The organism is Cryptosporangium phraense, assembly GCF_006912135.1.
In the GTDB taxonomy this organism is placed as follows: domain Bacteria; phylum Actinomycetota; class Actinomycetes; order Mycobacteriales; family Cryptosporangiaceae; genus Cryptosporangium; species Cryptosporangium phraense.
In genome coordinates this window covers 219538-234058 of the sequence record NZ_VIRS01000006.1, presented here as the reverse complement: position 1 = coordinate 234058, position 14521 = coordinate 219538, and the positions used below count along the sequence as shown (strand labels likewise).

Below are 14521 nucleotides of genomic sequence, written 5' to 3'. Positions count from 1 at the left end.
CTCGACGAGATCCCGCAGCGCTTCGACCGCCTCGACCTGGCCATCGTGCCGGTCGACGGACCCCGACTTGCCGACTCCTCGATCCCGGTCGCCCGCCGGGCTCCCCTACAGCGCAACCTCGGCCAGGCGCTCGATCTCGTCCAGGTCCGCCGTCGACGGGTTGAGGATGAGCTCGTCCGTGCCGATGTCCTCGAACGACCTGAGGAGCTCCCGCACCCCCTCCGGGCCGTAGGCGATGCCGGTGAGGACCGCCTGCCCGAACTCGGGCGTGACCGCGTAGTACTCCTCGACCTTCCGCCGAGCGACCTCCGGGTCGCCCATGGCGAAGTAGGCGATGGCCCGCAGCTGCGGGTCGCCGTCGCGACCGGCCTGCTTCCAGGCGGTTCGCATCTGGTCGAAGGCGGGTGCGACGTAGGGGGCGGGGACCGCGGCGCCCACGTAACCCTCGCCCACCCGGGCCGCCCGCTCGAACGTCGCCGGAGCGGCGCCGCCGAACAGCAGCGGTAGCCGGCGGGCGCCGGCCGGGACGCCGGGGTTGGGGCTGCCCTCGAACTCCTTCCCGTCCCACACGTCGAAGTACGTCTGCAGGTCGTCGTCGAGCCGCTGGCCGAGGCCGTTCATCGGCAGCCCGTCGACCACGAAGTCGTCGGCTCGGCCGCCGAGGCCGATGCCCAGCGTCAGCCGGCCTCCGGAGACGCCGTCGACGCCGGCCAGCTCCTTGGCCAGCAGCGTCGCCGGCCAGGCCGGACCGATCAGCACGCCGCTGAACAGCTCGATCGTGCTGGTGGCTCCGGCCGCCGCCGCTAGCGCCACCGTGTCCATGACGCCGGGGTAGGCGATCCGTCCCGCCGTGGCCAGCGACGAGAATCCGGCCGCCTCCGCGCGCCGCGACCACTCGGGGATGATTTTCGGGTCCAGGTCCGAACCCTGGTTGGGGATACCGATGCCGATCTTCACGCAGCACTCCTCATGGCACTCCTCAACATTCCAAGAAGGACGGTGCCCGGGTCGGCGCGGTGTCAATCGCCACAGAGGAGCGGCTACTCGGCGTAGTCGACTGGGAACGCTCCGGCTGCTGCCGCGGCACGGATTTCGTCCGGTTAGTTGGGACTCTCCGCCGAACGGATGGCCCTGTGCGTGTCGATTTTTCGCTCCTGTGGCTGGCGAGGCAAGATCGGCCGCGGTTGCCCGGGCTACTACCCGGCTACCGGGAGGAGTACGGAGCGATGGCGTTATCCAGCCGCACACCAGATCGGGTGGCCTACGCGTTCTACACCGCCGCAGCTGCGGCGGCTCTGGTCGGCCAGGTCTGGGCGGCCGTCGACCACATTCCCTGGCCGGACACGCTGCCGACCTCGGCCCGCATCGCGCTGGTGACACCGGCGGTCGGTGTGCTCGAGCTCGGCGGCGTCGCGACGTCGGCGTTGGCCGACTCGCGTCGGCGGCTCGGCGAGTCCGCGACCGCCTACCGCGTGATGAGCGCGGCGGCCGCCGTCGTGGCGATCGTCTTCAACCTGATCGGCCATGCCGATCAGCCCTACCTCGCGTTCGGTTTCGCGGGCCTGTCGGGCTTCGCGTACGCGCTCTGGCTCGCCCACAGCGGCGCACGCCGACGTGACGCCCTGCGCGAATCCGGCCACATGGCTCGGACGACGCCGGTGTACGGGCTCATGCAGTGGTTGCGCGAGCCGGCGCTGACCCGCCGGGCCCGTGCGCTGGCGATGGAGCGTGACCTGGGCCTGCACGACAGCCTGGCCGCGGCCCGGGAGGACGCCCGGACGGCGACCCGGCGCAAGGCGATCGCCGCGGTCGTCGAGCAGATCATCCGCGCCGACCACACCAACCCGTTGCACGCGCAGATCGCCGCGAGCACGTACGACATGGACCGGCTCGCCACCGAGATCGAGGCCCGGGCCGACTATGCGGGCTGGGCCGATCGGATCAGCCAGTCGCTGTCTCCGGGCGTCTCGCACCCGAGCGAGCCCGCTCCGGTCGCGCCCACGCCGCCCTTGGAGGCCCGGCCCTTCGTGCCCGCGCAGCGGGGGCCCCAGGAGCAGGCAATCGACCCGGGCGGCCCGGAGGGCCTCCGGGCGATGCCCGGCGCTCCTGGGCCGGAGCTCCCGGAGGCCCGTCGTCCGGGCCAGGTGCTCGCCGAGCACCTCCGGAGCGAGCTGGCCCGGAGCACCCCCCAGCCCCACCCGGTCCACGACGCCCACGAAGGAGCACCGGCTTCGCCGGAGCCGTCCTTCTCGGGGCCGACGGCCGAGCACCAGCGCGCCGCGCTGGCCCGCGCCGTGCTCACCCGGACCGCGTTCGGCCGCGGCCACCTCGCCCCGGACGGCGCCCCCCTGAACGGCCACACCCCGGACGGCTACGCCCCCGACGGCTACGCCCCGAACGGACACGCCCCCGACGGCGGTGTCCAACTCCGAGAGGACGGGCACCCCACGGCCACGATCCCCATGCACCCCAGCGACGCGGAGTTCGCCGAGGACCTCGACACCCTGCACGGCCTGTCGAACAAGCGCGACGCGATCCGGTACGCGTTCAGCCGCGTCGGCAGCGACAACGTCCCGAGCGCGGTCGCCTGGCTGGCCGAGCGCGGGGTCACGGTCAGCCGCTCGGAGGCCTACACGCTGCGGATCGAGGAGCAGAAGGACGCCCAGCGCCGGATCACGCTGGTCGCCAACGGGCCGGGGGCGCACGCGACATGACCCCGGTCCCCGCCCGGCCGCCGGGCCCCGCCCGGCCGCCGATCTCCATCCTCCTGGTCGACGACCAGCTGCTCGTCCGGGCCGGGTTCCGCCTGGTCATCGAGTCGCAGCCCGACCTGACCGTCGTCGGCGAGGTCGGCGACGGACGGGCCGCGGTCGCCGAGGCCCGCCGTCTGCGCCCGGACATCGTGCTGATGGACGTCCGGATGCCGATCCTCGACGGCATCGAGGCCACCCGGCGGATCACCGCGCTGCTCGACCCGCCCAAGGTCGTCGTCCTGACGACGTACGACGTGGACGAGTCGGCGCTGGACGCGATCCGGGCCGGTGCCAGCGGTTTCCTGCTCAAGGACGGCTCGCCGGAGGACATGCTGGCCTCGCTCCGGACCGTCCACGCCGGGGACGCGGTGATCGCCCCCTCGACGACCAGGCGGCTGCTCGACACGCTGGCCCCGGCGTCCGACCCGGCCGCGGCCGCGGCGGTCGCGACGCTCACCGACCGGGAACGCGACGTGCTGGTCGCGATGGCGCGGGGGCGGTCCAACGCCGAGATCGCCGAGCGACTGATCGTCTCGACCGGCACCGTGAAGACCCACGTCGGCCGCATCCTGGCCAAGCTCGGGGCACGGGATCGGGTGCAGGCGGTGGTGGTCGCGTACGAGGCCGGGCTGGTGCGACCCGGCCGTGCGACAGAGGACGAACTGGACCGTAGATAGACGCGCACGCGCTGGTCAGCGACCTAGCGTCGGCGCCCATGCGAATCAAAGCACCCAGAATCGCGCTCACCCTCGGCACGCTCGCGACCGTGCTCGCCGCCGCCCCAGCGGCCCTAGCGGCCACCCCGCCCGCCGCGGCCACCCCGCCCGCCGCGGCCACCGCGCCCGCCGCGGACTCGAGCCCACTGGTGCTCCCGGCCCCCAGCGGCCCCTACGACGTCGGAACGATCCCCCTGCACCTCGTCGACCCCGCCCGCACCGACCCCTGGGTCCCCGGGCACCACCCGCGCGAGGTGATGATCAACGTCTGGTACCCCACGAAACACTCCGCCGGTCGCCCCCGCGCCCCCTGGCTGGCTCCCGACGAGGTCGGCCCGGTCGGACGCGACTTCGCGGTGACGCTCTCCGGCCGGCCCAGTGACGTCCCCGGGCTCGGAGCAGTGCGAACGCACGGCGCGGTGGGAGCGCCGGTCGCGGACGCACCCGGCGGCCACCCGGTGGTGTTGTTCTCGCCGGGCTACGGCGCTGAGCGCAACTCGAGCGCGGGTCTGGTCGAGGACCTCGCGAGCCGCGGCTACGTGGTCGTGACCATCGACCACTCCCACGACGCGACCGCGGTCGAGTTCCCCGACGGCCGGGTCGAGCCGAACACGATCTCCGGGCTGCTCGAGAAGTCCCCGCAGGACGAGGACGCGATCGTGGCCGAGGCGGTCGCGATCCGGGTGGCCGACGCCCGGTTCGTGCTCGACCGGCTCGGCGCGCTGAACGCCGGCTCCGATCCGGACGCCGAGAAGCGACCGCTCCCCCGCGGCCTCACCGGCGCGTTCCGGCTGTCGAGGGTCGGCATGGTCGGGCACTCGATGGGCGGCGCGACCGCGGCCCAGGTCGAGCTCGAGGACCCGCGGGTGGTCGCCGGCATCAACCTGGACGGCAACCCCTACGGATCGGTCGTCACCCAGGGGCTCGACGAGCCGTTCCTGCTGGTCGCGTCCGGGCGCACGACCCGGGAGAACACCCCGGCCTGGGGCACGTTCGAGGACCACCTGCGCGGCTGGCACCGCCAGATCAAGGTCGCCGGGACCGAGCACCTGAGCTTCCACGACGGCGTCCTGGCGCGACCCGCGCTGGCGAAGCTGCCCGGCGTGACGCCGGAGATCCTCACCGAGGCGTTCGGGACGCTGGACGGGCGCCGGGTCGTCGAGATCGAGCGGGCCTACGTCGGCGCGTTCCTCGATCTGCACCTGCGCAACCAGGACCGGCACCTGTTCGACCGGACCTCGCCGCGCTACCCGGAGGTGAGCCTGGTGTCCTGACCAGGGTTTCACCAGGGGCATCCCCGATGGCCCTCCGGACGCCTCCCGGCCGACCCTGGAAGACACCAACCTCGTCTTTCGGAGAGTGCCGTGGAGATCGATGGAATCATCTCTGCTCTGTTCGTCGGATTGATCATCGGTGCGGTCGGGCGCCTGGTGATGCCGGGCAAGCAGCGGGTCGGCCTGCTGATGACGCTGGTCATCGGCATCGTCGCGGCGCTGCTCGGAACCGGTGTCGCGAGCGTGTTCGGGGTCGCCGACACGCCGGGCGTCGACTGGCTCGAGCTGTTCGCGCAGATCGGCCTGGCCGCGGTCGGCGTCTCGCTGGTCTCCGGCGCCAAGGACCGGCCGAAGATCACCAGCGGTCGCTAGAGCTCCTGACCGCGCGAACCGGCCCTCGCGCGGTCAGGCCCCCTCACAACCCGATTCGCGTCAGGCATGCTGGGCCGATGTCGTCGACCATGCTGGAGGTCGGGCCCCGGCTGGCGGTCGCGCTGGTCGTCCTGACGCTCGTCGCCGCGGTCGTGGCCGGGCTGGGGCAACTCGGGCCGTGGCGGCAGATACCGGTCGCCGCCGTCCGGGCGACGCTCCAGCTCGGGGCGGTGTCGCTGCTCATCGCCGCGATCGTCGCGTCGCTCTGGTTCACCGCGCTGTTCGTCGTCGCGATGGTGGGCACGGCGGCCTGGACGTCGGGACAGCGGATCACCCGGGCCCGGCGGGTGACCTCCGCCCTGTGGGCGGCGGTGCCGATCGCCGGCGGGAGCCTGCCGATCGTCGTCGGGCTGATCGCCGGCGGGCTGGTGCCGCTGACCGGGATCGCGATCGTCCCGATCGCCGGCATCCTGATCGGCGGGGCGATGACCGCCACCTCGCTGGCCGGCCGACGCGCGCTCGACGAGCTCGAGTCGCGGCACGGTGAGGTCGAGGCGGCGCTCTCGCTGGGCTTTCCCGACCGCGACGCGGCGCTGGAGATCTGCCGCCCGTCGGCCGGCCAGGCGCTGGTGCCCGCCCTCGACCAGACCCGCACGGTCGGGCTCGTGACGCTGCCCGGCGCGTTCGTCGGCGTCCTGCTCGGCGGCGGGAGCGCGGTCGAGGCCGGCGCGACCCAGCTGCTGGTGCTGATCGGGCTGCTGGCGGTCGAGTCGGTGGCGATCGTGGTGGTCACCGAGCTGGCCGCGCGGGCCCGGCTGGCCCGTCAGCGCCCGTAGGCCTCGAGGAGACGCAGCCAGATCTCGCTGACGGTCGGGAACGCGGGGACGGCGTGCCAGAGGCGGTCGAGCGGAACCTCGCCGACGACGGCGATCGTGGCCGCGTGGATCAGCTCGGCCACGTCCGGACCGACGAGCGTCACCCCGACGATCACCCGGCGGTCCTCGTCGACCACCATCCGGGCGTGCCCCTGGTAGCCGTCGGCGTGCAGGGCGGCGCCGGCCACGGCGCCCAGGTCGTAGTCGACCACCCTCGTGCGCAGCCCGGCCGCCTCCGCGGCGGCCGCGGTGAGACCGACCGACGCGACCTCCGGGTCGGTGAAGACCACCTGCGGCACGGCCCGCTCGTCGGCGGTGACCGCGTGCCTCCCCCACCGGCCGGTCTCGACCGGCTCGCCCTTGGCCCGCGCGACGATCGCGTCGCCCAGGGCCCGGGCCTGGTACTTGCCCTGGTGGGTCAGCAGCGCGCGCCGGTTGACGTCGCCCGCCGCGTAGAGCCCGTCGACCACCCGCAGGGACTCGTCGACGGTCAGCCAGGTACCCGGCGTCAGACCGAGGTTCTCCAGGCCGAGGTCGAGCGTGTTCGGTGTCCGTCCGATGGCGACGAGGACCTCGTCGGCGTCGATGCGCTCGCCGTCGGCCGTATCGACGTGGACGGTGCCGGCACTGTCGCGGTGCACGGCGACGGCCTCGGCGCCGGACCGGACCGACACGCCGGCCTTTCGGAGCGACTCGGTGACCCGCTCCCCGACGAACGGCTCGGCCAGCGGCAGCACGCCGTCCCGGGCCAGGAGCGTGACCGAGGACCCGAGCGCGGCGAACGCCGTCGCCATCTCCGACCCCACGACCCCGGCCCCGAGGATCACCAGCCGGCCGGGAACGGCCTTCGCGGAAGCCGCGTCGCGACTGGTCCACGGCTCGGCCTCGCGCAGGCCCGGGATGTCCGGCAGCAGCGCGCTGCTGCCGGTCGCGACGACGACGGCCTGACGCGCGGTCAGCGTGCTCGTCGTGCCGTCCGCGCCGGTCACCTCGACGACGCGCTCGCCCGCGATCCGCCCCTGCCCCCGGTACAGCGCGATCCCGGCCGACTCGAGCCAGGACGCCTGCCCGTCGTCCTTCCAGTTCGACGCGAAGGAGTCCCGGCGCGCGAGCACTCCGGCCACGTCGAGATCGCCGACGGCCGCCTCACGCGCGCCCGGCAGGTCCCGGGCCGCGCGCAGGGCGGACGAGCTGCGCAGCAGCGCCTTCGTCGGCATGCAGGCCCAGTAGGAGCACTCGCCTCCGACCAGCTCCCGCTCGACGACGGCGGCGGTCAGCCCGCCCTGGACGACCCGGTCGGCCACGTTCTCGCCGACCGGACCGGCCCCGATCACGATGACGTCGTACTCCATGACAACCTTCCGAAGGTAGAACGAACGTTCTGTCCAACCGACAGTAAGCGAGGGGCTAGCGCCAGCACAAGGCCTAGAGACCGAACGTTCTACCCGTTACGATGATCGGATGACGTCCGAGACCGGGGTTCGGCCCTCCGAGGCGCGTCGACGGCTGCTGAGCACCGCGACGCGGATCTTCTACGCCGAGGGCATCCACTCGGTCGGCGTAGACCGGATCATCGCCGAGGCGGCCATCACCCGGGCCACCTTCTACCGGCACTTCCCGGGCAAGAAGGACCTCGTGCTCACGTACCTGCGCGAGGTCCACGAGATGGACCGCAGCGCGACGGACGCGGCCATCGCGGCCAACCCGGCACCGGTCGACGCGCTCCTGGCCATCGCCCACGGAATCGCCCAGGGGATCCAGTCACCGGGCTTCCGCGGCTGCGCGTTCCTGAACGCGGCCGCCGAGTACCCCGACGACGACGACCCCGTCCACCAGGAGATCATCGCCCACCGGCAGTGGTTCCTGGACACGCTCACCGGGCTGATGGCCGACGTCGACCCGGAGACCGCCGAGCCGGCCGCCCGGCACTTCGTCATGCTCCGGGACGGCGCGATGGCCTCCGGCTGCCTCTTCGACCCGACGCTGGTGGCCGAGACGTTCGTGCGCGGGATCGAGGGCCTGGTCCGTACCCGGAGCGCGTCCTACCAGCGCAAGGTGTGACTGGGGAGCTCGCCGATCTGGCGCCGGAACGCGGCGGTGAACTGCCTGGCGCTCGCCCAGCCCCACCGCCGGCCCACCGCCGCCACCGTGATGCCGCTGGCCGGGTCGGCCGCCCGTAGTTCGTCGGCGGCCCGTTCCAGCCGGACGCGCCGCAGGTATCCCATCGGCGTGACCTGCAGGTAGCGCCGGAACGTCGACTGCAGGGTGCGGGCGCTCGTGCCCACCGCCTCGGCCAGCTGCTCCAGGGAGATCGGCTGCTCCGCGTGCTCCTGCAGGTAGGCGCAGGCCCGCCGGACCACGGCCGGTCCGGCCCACCCGGCGCCGGCCTGGTAGGTCACGTTCATGGCCGTGTTGGGGAACGTGTGCACGGCGGCGATCGCCGCCGTCCGGATCAGTTCCTCGACACCACCAGCGCCCCGATGTCCAACATGTCCATCTCCAGGGGCACGTCCAACGGGTAGAACGAGACGTCACCGGACGCCACCAGCGACTCCTGGCGGCCGTTCCGCATCTTCAGCCGGCCGTGGCCCATGCTGAAGAACAGGAAGTGATCGAACGGATCGGTGCGGGCCGAATAGTCGACGCTCGACCGCATCCGGCTCACCGCGAGCTCTCCGGCCTGAGCGACGTCGGCGCTGAAGCTCGCGCCGGCCGGCGCACTCAGGAACCGCAACCGGTTCCCGACGAACATCTGCCGGATGAACTCCTCGGTCTGCGACTCCTGCTGCGTCGAGACCTGGAACCGGTGGACCGCGTGAACGGATTCAGCTTCCTGCGCCATGTCGTCGACCAACTCCATCCGCACACGTCGATGGACCGACTGCCCGGCGTTCTAGCCACGGTACGCGAGCACTGTCCCGTGAGCGCAATCAATCGTGCCGGTTCTGTTGATCGGGACCCGGCCGTCGGGCCTGATCGAGGGATGCGGGGAGCGGAACGGGCCGACGAGTTGGCCGAGCGGGCAGCCACCGCGCTCTCCCGAGCCCGCGCCGAGTCAGCGTGGGCGACGAAGCACCACCGACAGGCCGCGCTGGCCCGCGAGCAGGCCCTGGCGGCCGCGGCGAGGGCCCGGGCGCTGCGTCACGCCGGCCGAGCTCCTGAAAGCACCCGGCAGGCGTAGGGCAGGGCGTACGAGCCGTCGTCGGACCGGTAGTCGGCGAGCAACTCCAGCAGCCCCCGCCGGACCTCGGCCAACCGGTCCGAATCGAGTCCGCCGGTGACCGTGCCGAGGAAGACCGGATCATTGGCGAACTCCCACAGGTCCTCCTCACCGGCGAACTCGACCGACCAGGTGAACAGCTCGCTGCCGGCCACGGCCAGGCCGGCCTCGGTCAGCCACCGCTCCCGCCGGCCCGGCATGGCGAAGTGTTCCGACCGCTCGACCGCGGCGAGGACGGGAGGGCCGAGCCAAGGGCGCAGGCTCACCGTGAGCGCGTACGTGATGATGTTCTTGCTGCCCGCGTCCCAGGTGGCGATGCTGAAGGCCCCGCCGGGCCGCAGCACGCGAGCCACTTCCCGGGCCTCGGCGCGCGGGTCCGGCGCGAAGGACAGCAGCCCGAATCGGGACACGACGGCGTCGACGCTCTCGTCGGCGAGCTCGAGCCGGTCGCTGCTCATGACGTCGTACCGTGCGCCGGTCCCGCTCGCCTTGCGGGCCGCGATCGCGACCGTCGCCTCGGAAGCGTCGATGCCGATCAGCTGCAGCCCCGGGTAGCGGCCGAGCAGCGTCAGGCCCGGCTCGCCGGTGCCGCAGGCGATGTCCACTGTCTCATAGGACGGTGCCGAGTTGCTTGATGTTGCGTAGCAGCGGCTCGGACTCGATCCGCTCCACGCCCTCCAGCGCGCCCAGTTCCTCGGTCAGGTACCGGTAGAACGTCGGCATGTCCCGGCAGATCGCCAGGGCCTGCAGGTTTGTCGGACCGGTGGTGGCCGCCGCGAACACGATCTCCTCGTGCCCACGCAGGGCCGCACCGACCGCCGCCAATCGGGACGGGCTGACCGTCAGCCAGAGCAGGACCGCGGCCCGGAAGCCGTACGGCTCCGGATCGATCTCCACGTCGCTGTAGAGCGACCCGGAGTCGAACAGCTCCAGCACCCGGAGGCGGACGGTCGACTCCGGCCAGCCGGTCGCGGCGGCCAGCTCCGCATAGCTGAGCCGCCCGTCCCGGGCGAGCGCCTCCAGCAGTGGCGCGTCCGCCGCGGTGAGGCGTGCCGCCGTCCGACCCGCGCCGCGGGCTCGGCTCAGCGCGGCGATCTGCTCGGCGGTCAGCGCGTCGTCGTGCAGGTCCGGACCGACCGCCCCACCGACGAACTGGTGCACGACGCAGTACGCGCTGACCGACGTCACCCGCGGGGTCCGGGGCAGCTTCTGCAGCAGCAGCGTCTCCCGGTCGACCGCGGCCGGCACCCGGACGACGCAGCCGATCTCGGTGCCGCCCGAGGTGATCGACACCCAGCCGGTGTCCGGGCGGCGGGCCAGCGCGTCCGCGATCGGCAACGCCGAGTCCGGGGCGGTGCGCACGCGGATCAACCAGCTCTCGTACCCCAGCTCGATCGGGTTGGGCAGGCCGATCACCCGCAGCCGGGCCTCGGCGCGCAGCCGGCGGTACCGCCGGGCGACCGTCTGGTCGGAGACCCCGAGCACAGCGCCGATCTCCCGGTACCCGGCCCGGCCGTTGATCCGCAGCGCGTGCGTCAACTGCCGGTCGAGCTCGTCGATTTCCACAGGATCAGCCTAGGGAAAGTCGAGATCCGCAGGATCTGTTCTCCTGGCTCCGAAAAAGACGGCTGAAGCCGACATCCTGCAGCGCATGCGCAAATGGTCGCCCCTGATCGCTGTCTGTCTCGGCACGTTCCTCCTACTGGTCGACGTCCTCATCGTCGTCGTCGCTCTGCCGGCGATCGCCGACGACTTCGGGGCGGACTACGCCGACCTCCAGTGGGTCCTCGACGGATACGCCCTGTCGCTGGCCGCCCTGGTGCTCGGCGCCGGCTCGCTGGCCGACCGGTTCGGCCGTCGCCGCACGTATCTGATCGGCATCGGGATCTTCGCGGTCTCCTCGCTGCTCTGCGCGGTCGCCCCGAACGCGGAGGCCCTGATCGCGGCCCGGATCCTCCAGGGCCTCGGCGGCGCGGCCATGTTCGCGTGCACCGCCGCCCTGCTCAACTTCACCTACCACGGCCGCGACCGGGGCGTCGCCTTCGGCATCTGGGGCGCGGTCAACGGCGCCGCCGCGGCGGCCGGACCACTCGCCGGCGGTCTGCTGACCGAGCACCTCGGCTGGCGCTGGGTGTTCCTGGTCAACCTGCCGATCTGCCTGATCGCGGTCTGGTTCACGGTCCGCGGGGTGAGTGAGTCCCGGGCGCCGGGCGGAGGTCGCTTCGACCTGCCCGGCACGGTCACGTTCACGCTCGCGGCCGCCGCCGTGACCTACGGCCTGATCCGCGCCGGCGACGTCAGCTGGACCGACGGGCTCACCCTGGCGGCGTTCGCCGCCGGAGTGGTGGGGCTGATCCTGTTCTTCGTCGTCGAGGTCCGTTCGGACCACCCGATGCTCGATCTGACGCTGTTCCGCCGCGCGCCGTTCGCGGTGCTGATCGTCGCCGCGTTCCTGGCTCAGGCCGCCGCGTTCGGCTACCTGCCGTTCACCACGGTCTGGCTGCAGCAGGTGCTCGGCAACGGCCCGGTCGACGCCGGCCTGTACGGCGCCCTGCCGATGGCCGCCGCCGCCCTGGTCGTCGGCGCGTCGGCCGGTCGGTTGCTGCAGCGCATCGCCCCGCGCTGGACCGTCGGCCTCGGGCTGCTCCTGATCGCCGCCGGTGACCTGCTGCAGGCCGGGATCGACCCGGACAGCACCGGCGCGGTCCTGATCCCCGGACTGATCGTGGCCGGCGTCGGCGTCGGCGTCGTGCTGCCCACGAACGCCTCGGCATTGCTGGCCGAGGTCCCGCGCGAGCGCAGCGGGATGGCCGGTGGGGCCCTCAACACGTTCCGCCAGCTCGGGATCGCGTTCGGCGTCGCGGTCTTCGGGACCGTGTTCACCGACCGGATCGCCGACGGTCACGGCTCGCCGGCCGGGTTCGCCGACGGGCTGAACGCGACGCTGGTGGTCGCGGCCGGAACGGCGCTGGCCGGGGGAATTCTGGTGCTGGCCCTGCTCCGGCGGCCCGCTGCGGCGCCGAGCGAAGCTCTGGAAGCGTCGGCCCACGGATGATCCGGTTCGACCTCCGTCACCCGGCTGGATCCCCCCGGCCGCGCCGGACGTCAGCCGGTGGCCTCGAGCGCCAGGCGCATCGCGTCGAGCGAGGCGGCGACGTCGCCGTCGTCGGTCGACCAGTTGCTCACCGACACCCGGACGACGGTCCGGTCGTGCCACCGCGACCCCGACATCCAGGTAGTGCCGGCGGCGAGCAGCGCCTCGGTCACCGCGGCGGTCCGGGCGTCGTCCTCGAACGCGGCGCTGACCTGCGTGAACACGACGTCGTTGAGAATCTCGGCACCGGGCAGCGAGGCGATACCGCGGGCCAGCGCACGCGCGTGCCCGGCCAGGCCGTCGACCTGGGCGGCGACGCCGTCTCGGCCCAGCGCGCGGAGCGCGGCCCAGACCGGGACACCGCGGGCCCGCCGGGAGAGCTCCGGTACCGCCGCCAACGGGTCGAGGGGCTCGTCGTCGCGGGCCGGGTCGATCAGGTAGCTGGAGTTCATGCCCATGGCCGACTGCATCGCCGAGCGCCGGGAGACGATGGCGACGCCGCAGTCGTACGGCACGTTGAGCGTCTTGTGCGCGTCCGTGGCCCAGGAGTCGGCCGCATCGACACCGCGGACGAGGTGCCGAAGCCGCGGTGACGCGGCCGCCCACAGCCCGAACGCGCCGTCGACGTGCACCCACGCCCCGCGCGCGTGGGCCACCGCGATCGCCTCGGCGAACGAATCGAACGCGCCGGAGTGCATGTTCCCGGCCTGGAGGCAGACGATGATCGGCCGGTCACCGGCCTCGTCGAGCGCCTCGGAGAGCGCGTCGATCCGGATCCGGCCCTGGGCGTCCGCGTCGACCGGCGTCGGCCGGCCCAGACCGAGGTAGCGAAGCGCGAGGTCGACCGTGTCGTGACGCTCGGCGCCGGCCAGGACGCGGACCGGAGGAGCCCCGGCCAGCCCCTGCTCGGAGAGGTTCCAGCCGCGCTCGGCCAGGACGTGGTGACGAGCGGCGGCCAGGCCGGTGAAGTTGGCCATCGTCGCCCCGGTGACGAATCCGGCGTGGGCGTCGCGAGGCAGCCCGAACAGATCGAGCAACCACTGGGCCGCGACCGCCTCCAGCGCAGCCGTGGCCGGCGTCGCCGACCGCAGCGTGGTGTTCTGATCCCAGGCACTGGTCAGCCAGTCGGCGCCGAGCGCGACCGGAAGCGTTCCGCCGACGACCCAGCCGAAGAAGCGTCCGGACTGCATGTCCATCAATCCGGGTTGCGCGTTCCGCCCGAGAAAATCCAGCACCCGACGGGCCGCCACCGGCTGCGCGGACAGCTCACCGCCGAACGTCCTCATCAATTCTTCGACGCCGGCCCGCGGCGGAATACGACGATCGCGACGACCCTCCAGCCACTCGGTAGCGTGCCGGACCGCGACCTCGAGAGCCGCGGAATAGTCGGTTTCCATCCAGTCTCCCTGCCGACTCGACATTGCCGGATCAGCGTGGAGCGACGAGAGAATCGGCGGCAATTCCCTCTTGTGGGACGTCCGATCGAGTGCGAACCTTCGGCGTCCGGAAATCGTCGTACCTCCCACAGTCGGAATTCCAGACGGCGGGAGTCGGACGATGGAGACGCGAGAACAACTCCGCTACCGGCCGGATCGCCTGCCGGCCGCCGACGCGGTCGACCGCTCGCGGAGTCTGCTGGAGGCGATGCGGAGACGTCGCAGCGTCCGCTATTTCTCGCCGGAACCGGTCCCCGACGAGCTCCTGCGCAACGCGATCGAAGTCGCCGCGACCGCGCCGAGCGGCGCGAACCAGCAGCCCTGGACTTTCGTGGTGGTCGCCGATCCCCAGCTGCGCGGGTTGATTCGCGACGCCGCCGAGGCCGAGGAGCGCTACTCCTACACCGGCGCCGTCACGTCCGAATGGCTGGACGAACTGCGGCTCGTCAAGGCGCACATCACCGAGGCCTCGCACCTCGTCGTCGTGTTCCGGCAGAGCCACCGCGTCGGGCAGCACGGTGCCGAGCACCAGAACTACTACAGCGGCGAATCGGTGGGCATCGCGGTCGGCATGCTGGCGATGACGCTGCACCTGGCCGGTGTGGGCCTGCTCGTGCACGCGCCGCCACCCGCGAAATTCCTCGCCGACCTGCTCCAGCGGCCCCGATCGGAGACGGCTTTCGCAATTGTTTCGGTGGGCTACGCGGCCGATGACTGTGTCGTCCCGGATCTGCCACGGAAATCCCTCGACGAGGTGCTCGTCCGAAAATGATCGATGATC

General features: G+C 72.6%; 15 protein-coding genes. 8 read left to right on the top strand and 7 right to left on the bottom strand.

All coding sequences use genetic code 11. The features are described 5' to 3' along the window. Nucleotides 1-105: 105 nt before the first annotated feature. The gene (locus FL583_RS11360) at nt 106-957 is read right to left on the bottom strand and encodes an LLM class flavin-dependent oxidoreductase (RefSeq protein ID WP_142704539.1); all 852 of its coding nucleotides are present in this window, start codon (nt 955-957) and stop codon (nt 106-108) included. Between the two features lie 269 nt (nt 958-1226). Between FL583_RS11360 and FL583_RS11355 the strand changes: the two genes are divergently transcribed. The 5 genes from FL583_RS11355 (at nt 1227) to FL583_RS11335 (ending at nt 5951) form a co-directional block, all read left to right on the top strand. Next, the gene (locus FL583_RS11355) at nt 1227-2714 is read left to right on the top strand and encodes a hypothetical protein (RefSeq protein ID WP_142704538.1); all 1488 of its coding nucleotides are present in this window, start codon (nt 1227-1229) and stop codon (nt 2712-2714) included. Further along, nucleotides 2711-3430, top strand: a complete 720-nt coding sequence (locus tag FL583_RS11350) for a response regulator (protein WP_142704537.1) — start codon at nt 2711-2713, stop codon at nt 3428-3430. The genes FL583_RS11355 and FL583_RS11350 overlap by 4 nt, the downstream gene beginning before the upstream one ends. A gap of 38 nt (nt 3431-3468) precedes the next feature. Further along, on the top strand, nt 3469-4743 hold the full coding sequence (locus FL583_RS11345; protein WP_142704536.1) for an alpha/beta hydrolase family protein: 1275 nt from the start codon (nt 3469-3471) through the stop codon (nt 4741-4743). 90 nt (nt 4744-4833) lie between these two features. Further along, nucleotides 4834-5115: a GlsB/YeaQ/YmgE family stress response membrane protein gene (locus tag FL583_RS11340; protein ID WP_142704535.1), complete on the top strand. Its 282-nt coding sequence runs from the start codon at nt 4834-4836 to the stop codon at nt 5113-5115. 77 nt (nt 5116-5192) lie between these two features. Continuing rightward, nucleotides 5193-5951: an ABC transporter permease gene (locus FL583_RS11335; RefSeq protein ID WP_142704534.1), complete on the top strand. Its 759-nt coding sequence runs from the start codon at nt 5193-5195 to the stop codon at nt 5949-5951. Here FL583_RS11335 and FL583_RS11330 read toward each other — a convergent pair. Beyond that, nucleotides 5939-7342 (bottom strand): dihydrolipoyl dehydrogenase family protein, encoded by a 1404-nt coding sequence (locus FL583_RS11330; RefSeq protein ID WP_142704533.1) that lies wholly within the window; start codon nt 7340-7342, stop codon nt 5939-5941. The genes FL583_RS11335 and FL583_RS11330 overlap by 13 nt on opposite strands. Before the next feature lie 109 nt (nt 7343-7451). Here FL583_RS11330 and FL583_RS11325 point away from each other — a divergent pair, with 109 nt between their 5' ends. Beyond that, nucleotides 7452-8051: a TetR/AcrR family transcriptional regulator gene (locus FL583_RS11325; RefSeq protein ID WP_142704532.1), complete on the top strand. Its 600-nt coding sequence runs from the start codon at nt 7452-7454 to the stop codon at nt 8049-8051. On the opposite strand, the gene FL583_RS11320 is transcribed toward FL583_RS11325, so the two are convergent. The 4 genes from FL583_RS11320 to FL583_RS11305 all read right to left on the bottom strand — a co-directional run bounded on the left by FL583_RS11320 (nt 8033) and on the right by FL583_RS11305 (nt 10776). Next, the gene (locus FL583_RS11320; RefSeq protein ID WP_142704531.1) at nt 8033-8419 is read right to left on the bottom strand and encodes a helix-turn-helix transcriptional regulator; all 387 of its coding nucleotides are present in this window, start codon (nt 8417-8419) and stop codon (nt 8033-8035) included. The genes FL583_RS11325 and FL583_RS11320 overlap by 19 nt on opposite strands. 23 nt (nt 8420-8442) lie before the next feature. After that, the gene (locus FL583_RS11315; RefSeq protein ID WP_142704530.1) at nt 8443-8850 is read right to left on the bottom strand and encodes an AraC-like ligand-binding domain-containing protein; all 408 of its coding nucleotides are present in this window, start codon (nt 8848-8850) and stop codon (nt 8443-8445) included. A gap of 281 nt (nt 8851-9131) precedes the next feature. Beyond that, the gene (locus FL583_RS11310; protein WP_142704529.1) at nt 9132-9815 is read right to left on the bottom strand and encodes a class I SAM-dependent methyltransferase; all 684 of its coding nucleotides are present in this window, start codon (nt 9813-9815) and stop codon (nt 9132-9134) included. Nucleotides 9816-9819: 4 nt separating this feature from the next. Then, nucleotides 9820-10776: an Lrp/AsnC family transcriptional regulator gene (locus FL583_RS11305; RefSeq protein WP_142704528.1), complete on the bottom strand. Its 957-nt coding sequence runs from the start codon at nt 10774-10776 to the stop codon at nt 9820-9822. Between the two features lie 85 nt (nt 10777-10861). Here FL583_RS11305 and FL583_RS11300 point away from each other — a divergent pair, with 85 nt between their 5' ends. Continuing rightward, the gene (locus FL583_RS11300; protein ID WP_142704527.1) at nt 10862-12265 is read left to right on the top strand and encodes an MFS transporter; all 1404 of its coding nucleotides are present in this window, start codon (nt 10862-10864) and stop codon (nt 12263-12265) included. Nucleotides 12266-12315: 50 nt separating this feature from the next. On the opposite strand, the gene FL583_RS11295 is transcribed toward FL583_RS11300, so the two are convergent. Beyond that, the gene (locus FL583_RS11295) at nt 12316-13701 is read right to left on the bottom strand and encodes a pyridoxal phosphate-dependent decarboxylase family protein (protein WP_142704526.1); all 1386 of its coding nucleotides are present in this window, start codon (nt 13699-13701) and stop codon (nt 12316-12318) included. Nucleotides 13702-13861: 160 nt separating this feature from the next. Here FL583_RS11295 and FL583_RS11290 point away from each other — a divergent pair, with 160 nt between their 5' ends. Beyond that, complete coding sequence (locus FL583_RS11290) at nt 13862-14512, top strand: nitroreductase family protein (RefSeq protein ID WP_142704525.1); 651 nt, start codon at nt 13862-13864, stop codon at nt 14510-14512. Nucleotides 14513-14521 lie beyond the last annotated feature (9 nt).

Excerpts from the sequence above, each read along its gene's own strand:
- FL583_RS11355 (WP_142704538.1), top strand. The coding sequence starts at position 1,227 with ATGGCGTTATCCAGCCGCACACCAGATCGGGTGGCCTACGCGTTCTAC.
- FL583_RS11350 (WP_142704537.1), top strand. The coding sequence starts at position 2,711 with ATGACCCCGGTCCCCGCCCGGCCGCCGGGCCCCGCCCGGCCGCCGATC.
- FL583_RS11345 (WP_142704536.1), top strand. The coding sequence starts at position 3,469 with ATGCGAATCAAAGCACCCAGAATCGCGCTCACCCTCGGCACGCTCGCG.
- FL583_RS11335 (WP_142704534.1), top strand. The coding sequence starts at position 5,193 with ATGTCGTCGACCATGCTGGAGGTCGGGCCCCGGCTGGCGGTCGCGCTG.
- FL583_RS11330 (WP_142704533.1), bottom strand. The coding sequence starts at position 7,342 with ATGGAGTACGACGTCATCGTGATCGGGGCCGGTCCGGTCGGCGAGAAC.
- FL583_RS11325 (WP_142704532.1), top strand. The coding sequence starts at position 7,452 with ATGACGTCCGAGACCGGGGTTCGGCCCTCCGAGGCGCGTCGACGGCTG.
- FL583_RS11315 (WP_142704530.1), bottom strand. The coding sequence starts at position 8,850 with ATGGAGTTGGTCGACGACATGGCGCAGGAAGCTGAATCCGTTCACGCG.
- FL583_RS11300 (WP_142704527.1), top strand. The coding sequence starts at position 10,862 with ATGCGCAAATGGTCGCCCCTGATCGCTGTCTGTCTCGGCACGTTCCTC.
- FL583_RS11295 (WP_142704526.1), bottom strand. The coding sequence starts at position 13,701 with ATGGAAACCGACTATTCCGCGGCTCTCGAGGTCGCGGTCCGGCACGCT.
- FL583_RS11290 (WP_142704525.1), top strand. The coding sequence starts at position 13,862 with ATGGAGACGCGAGAACAACTCCGCTACCGGCCGGATCGCCTGCCGGCC.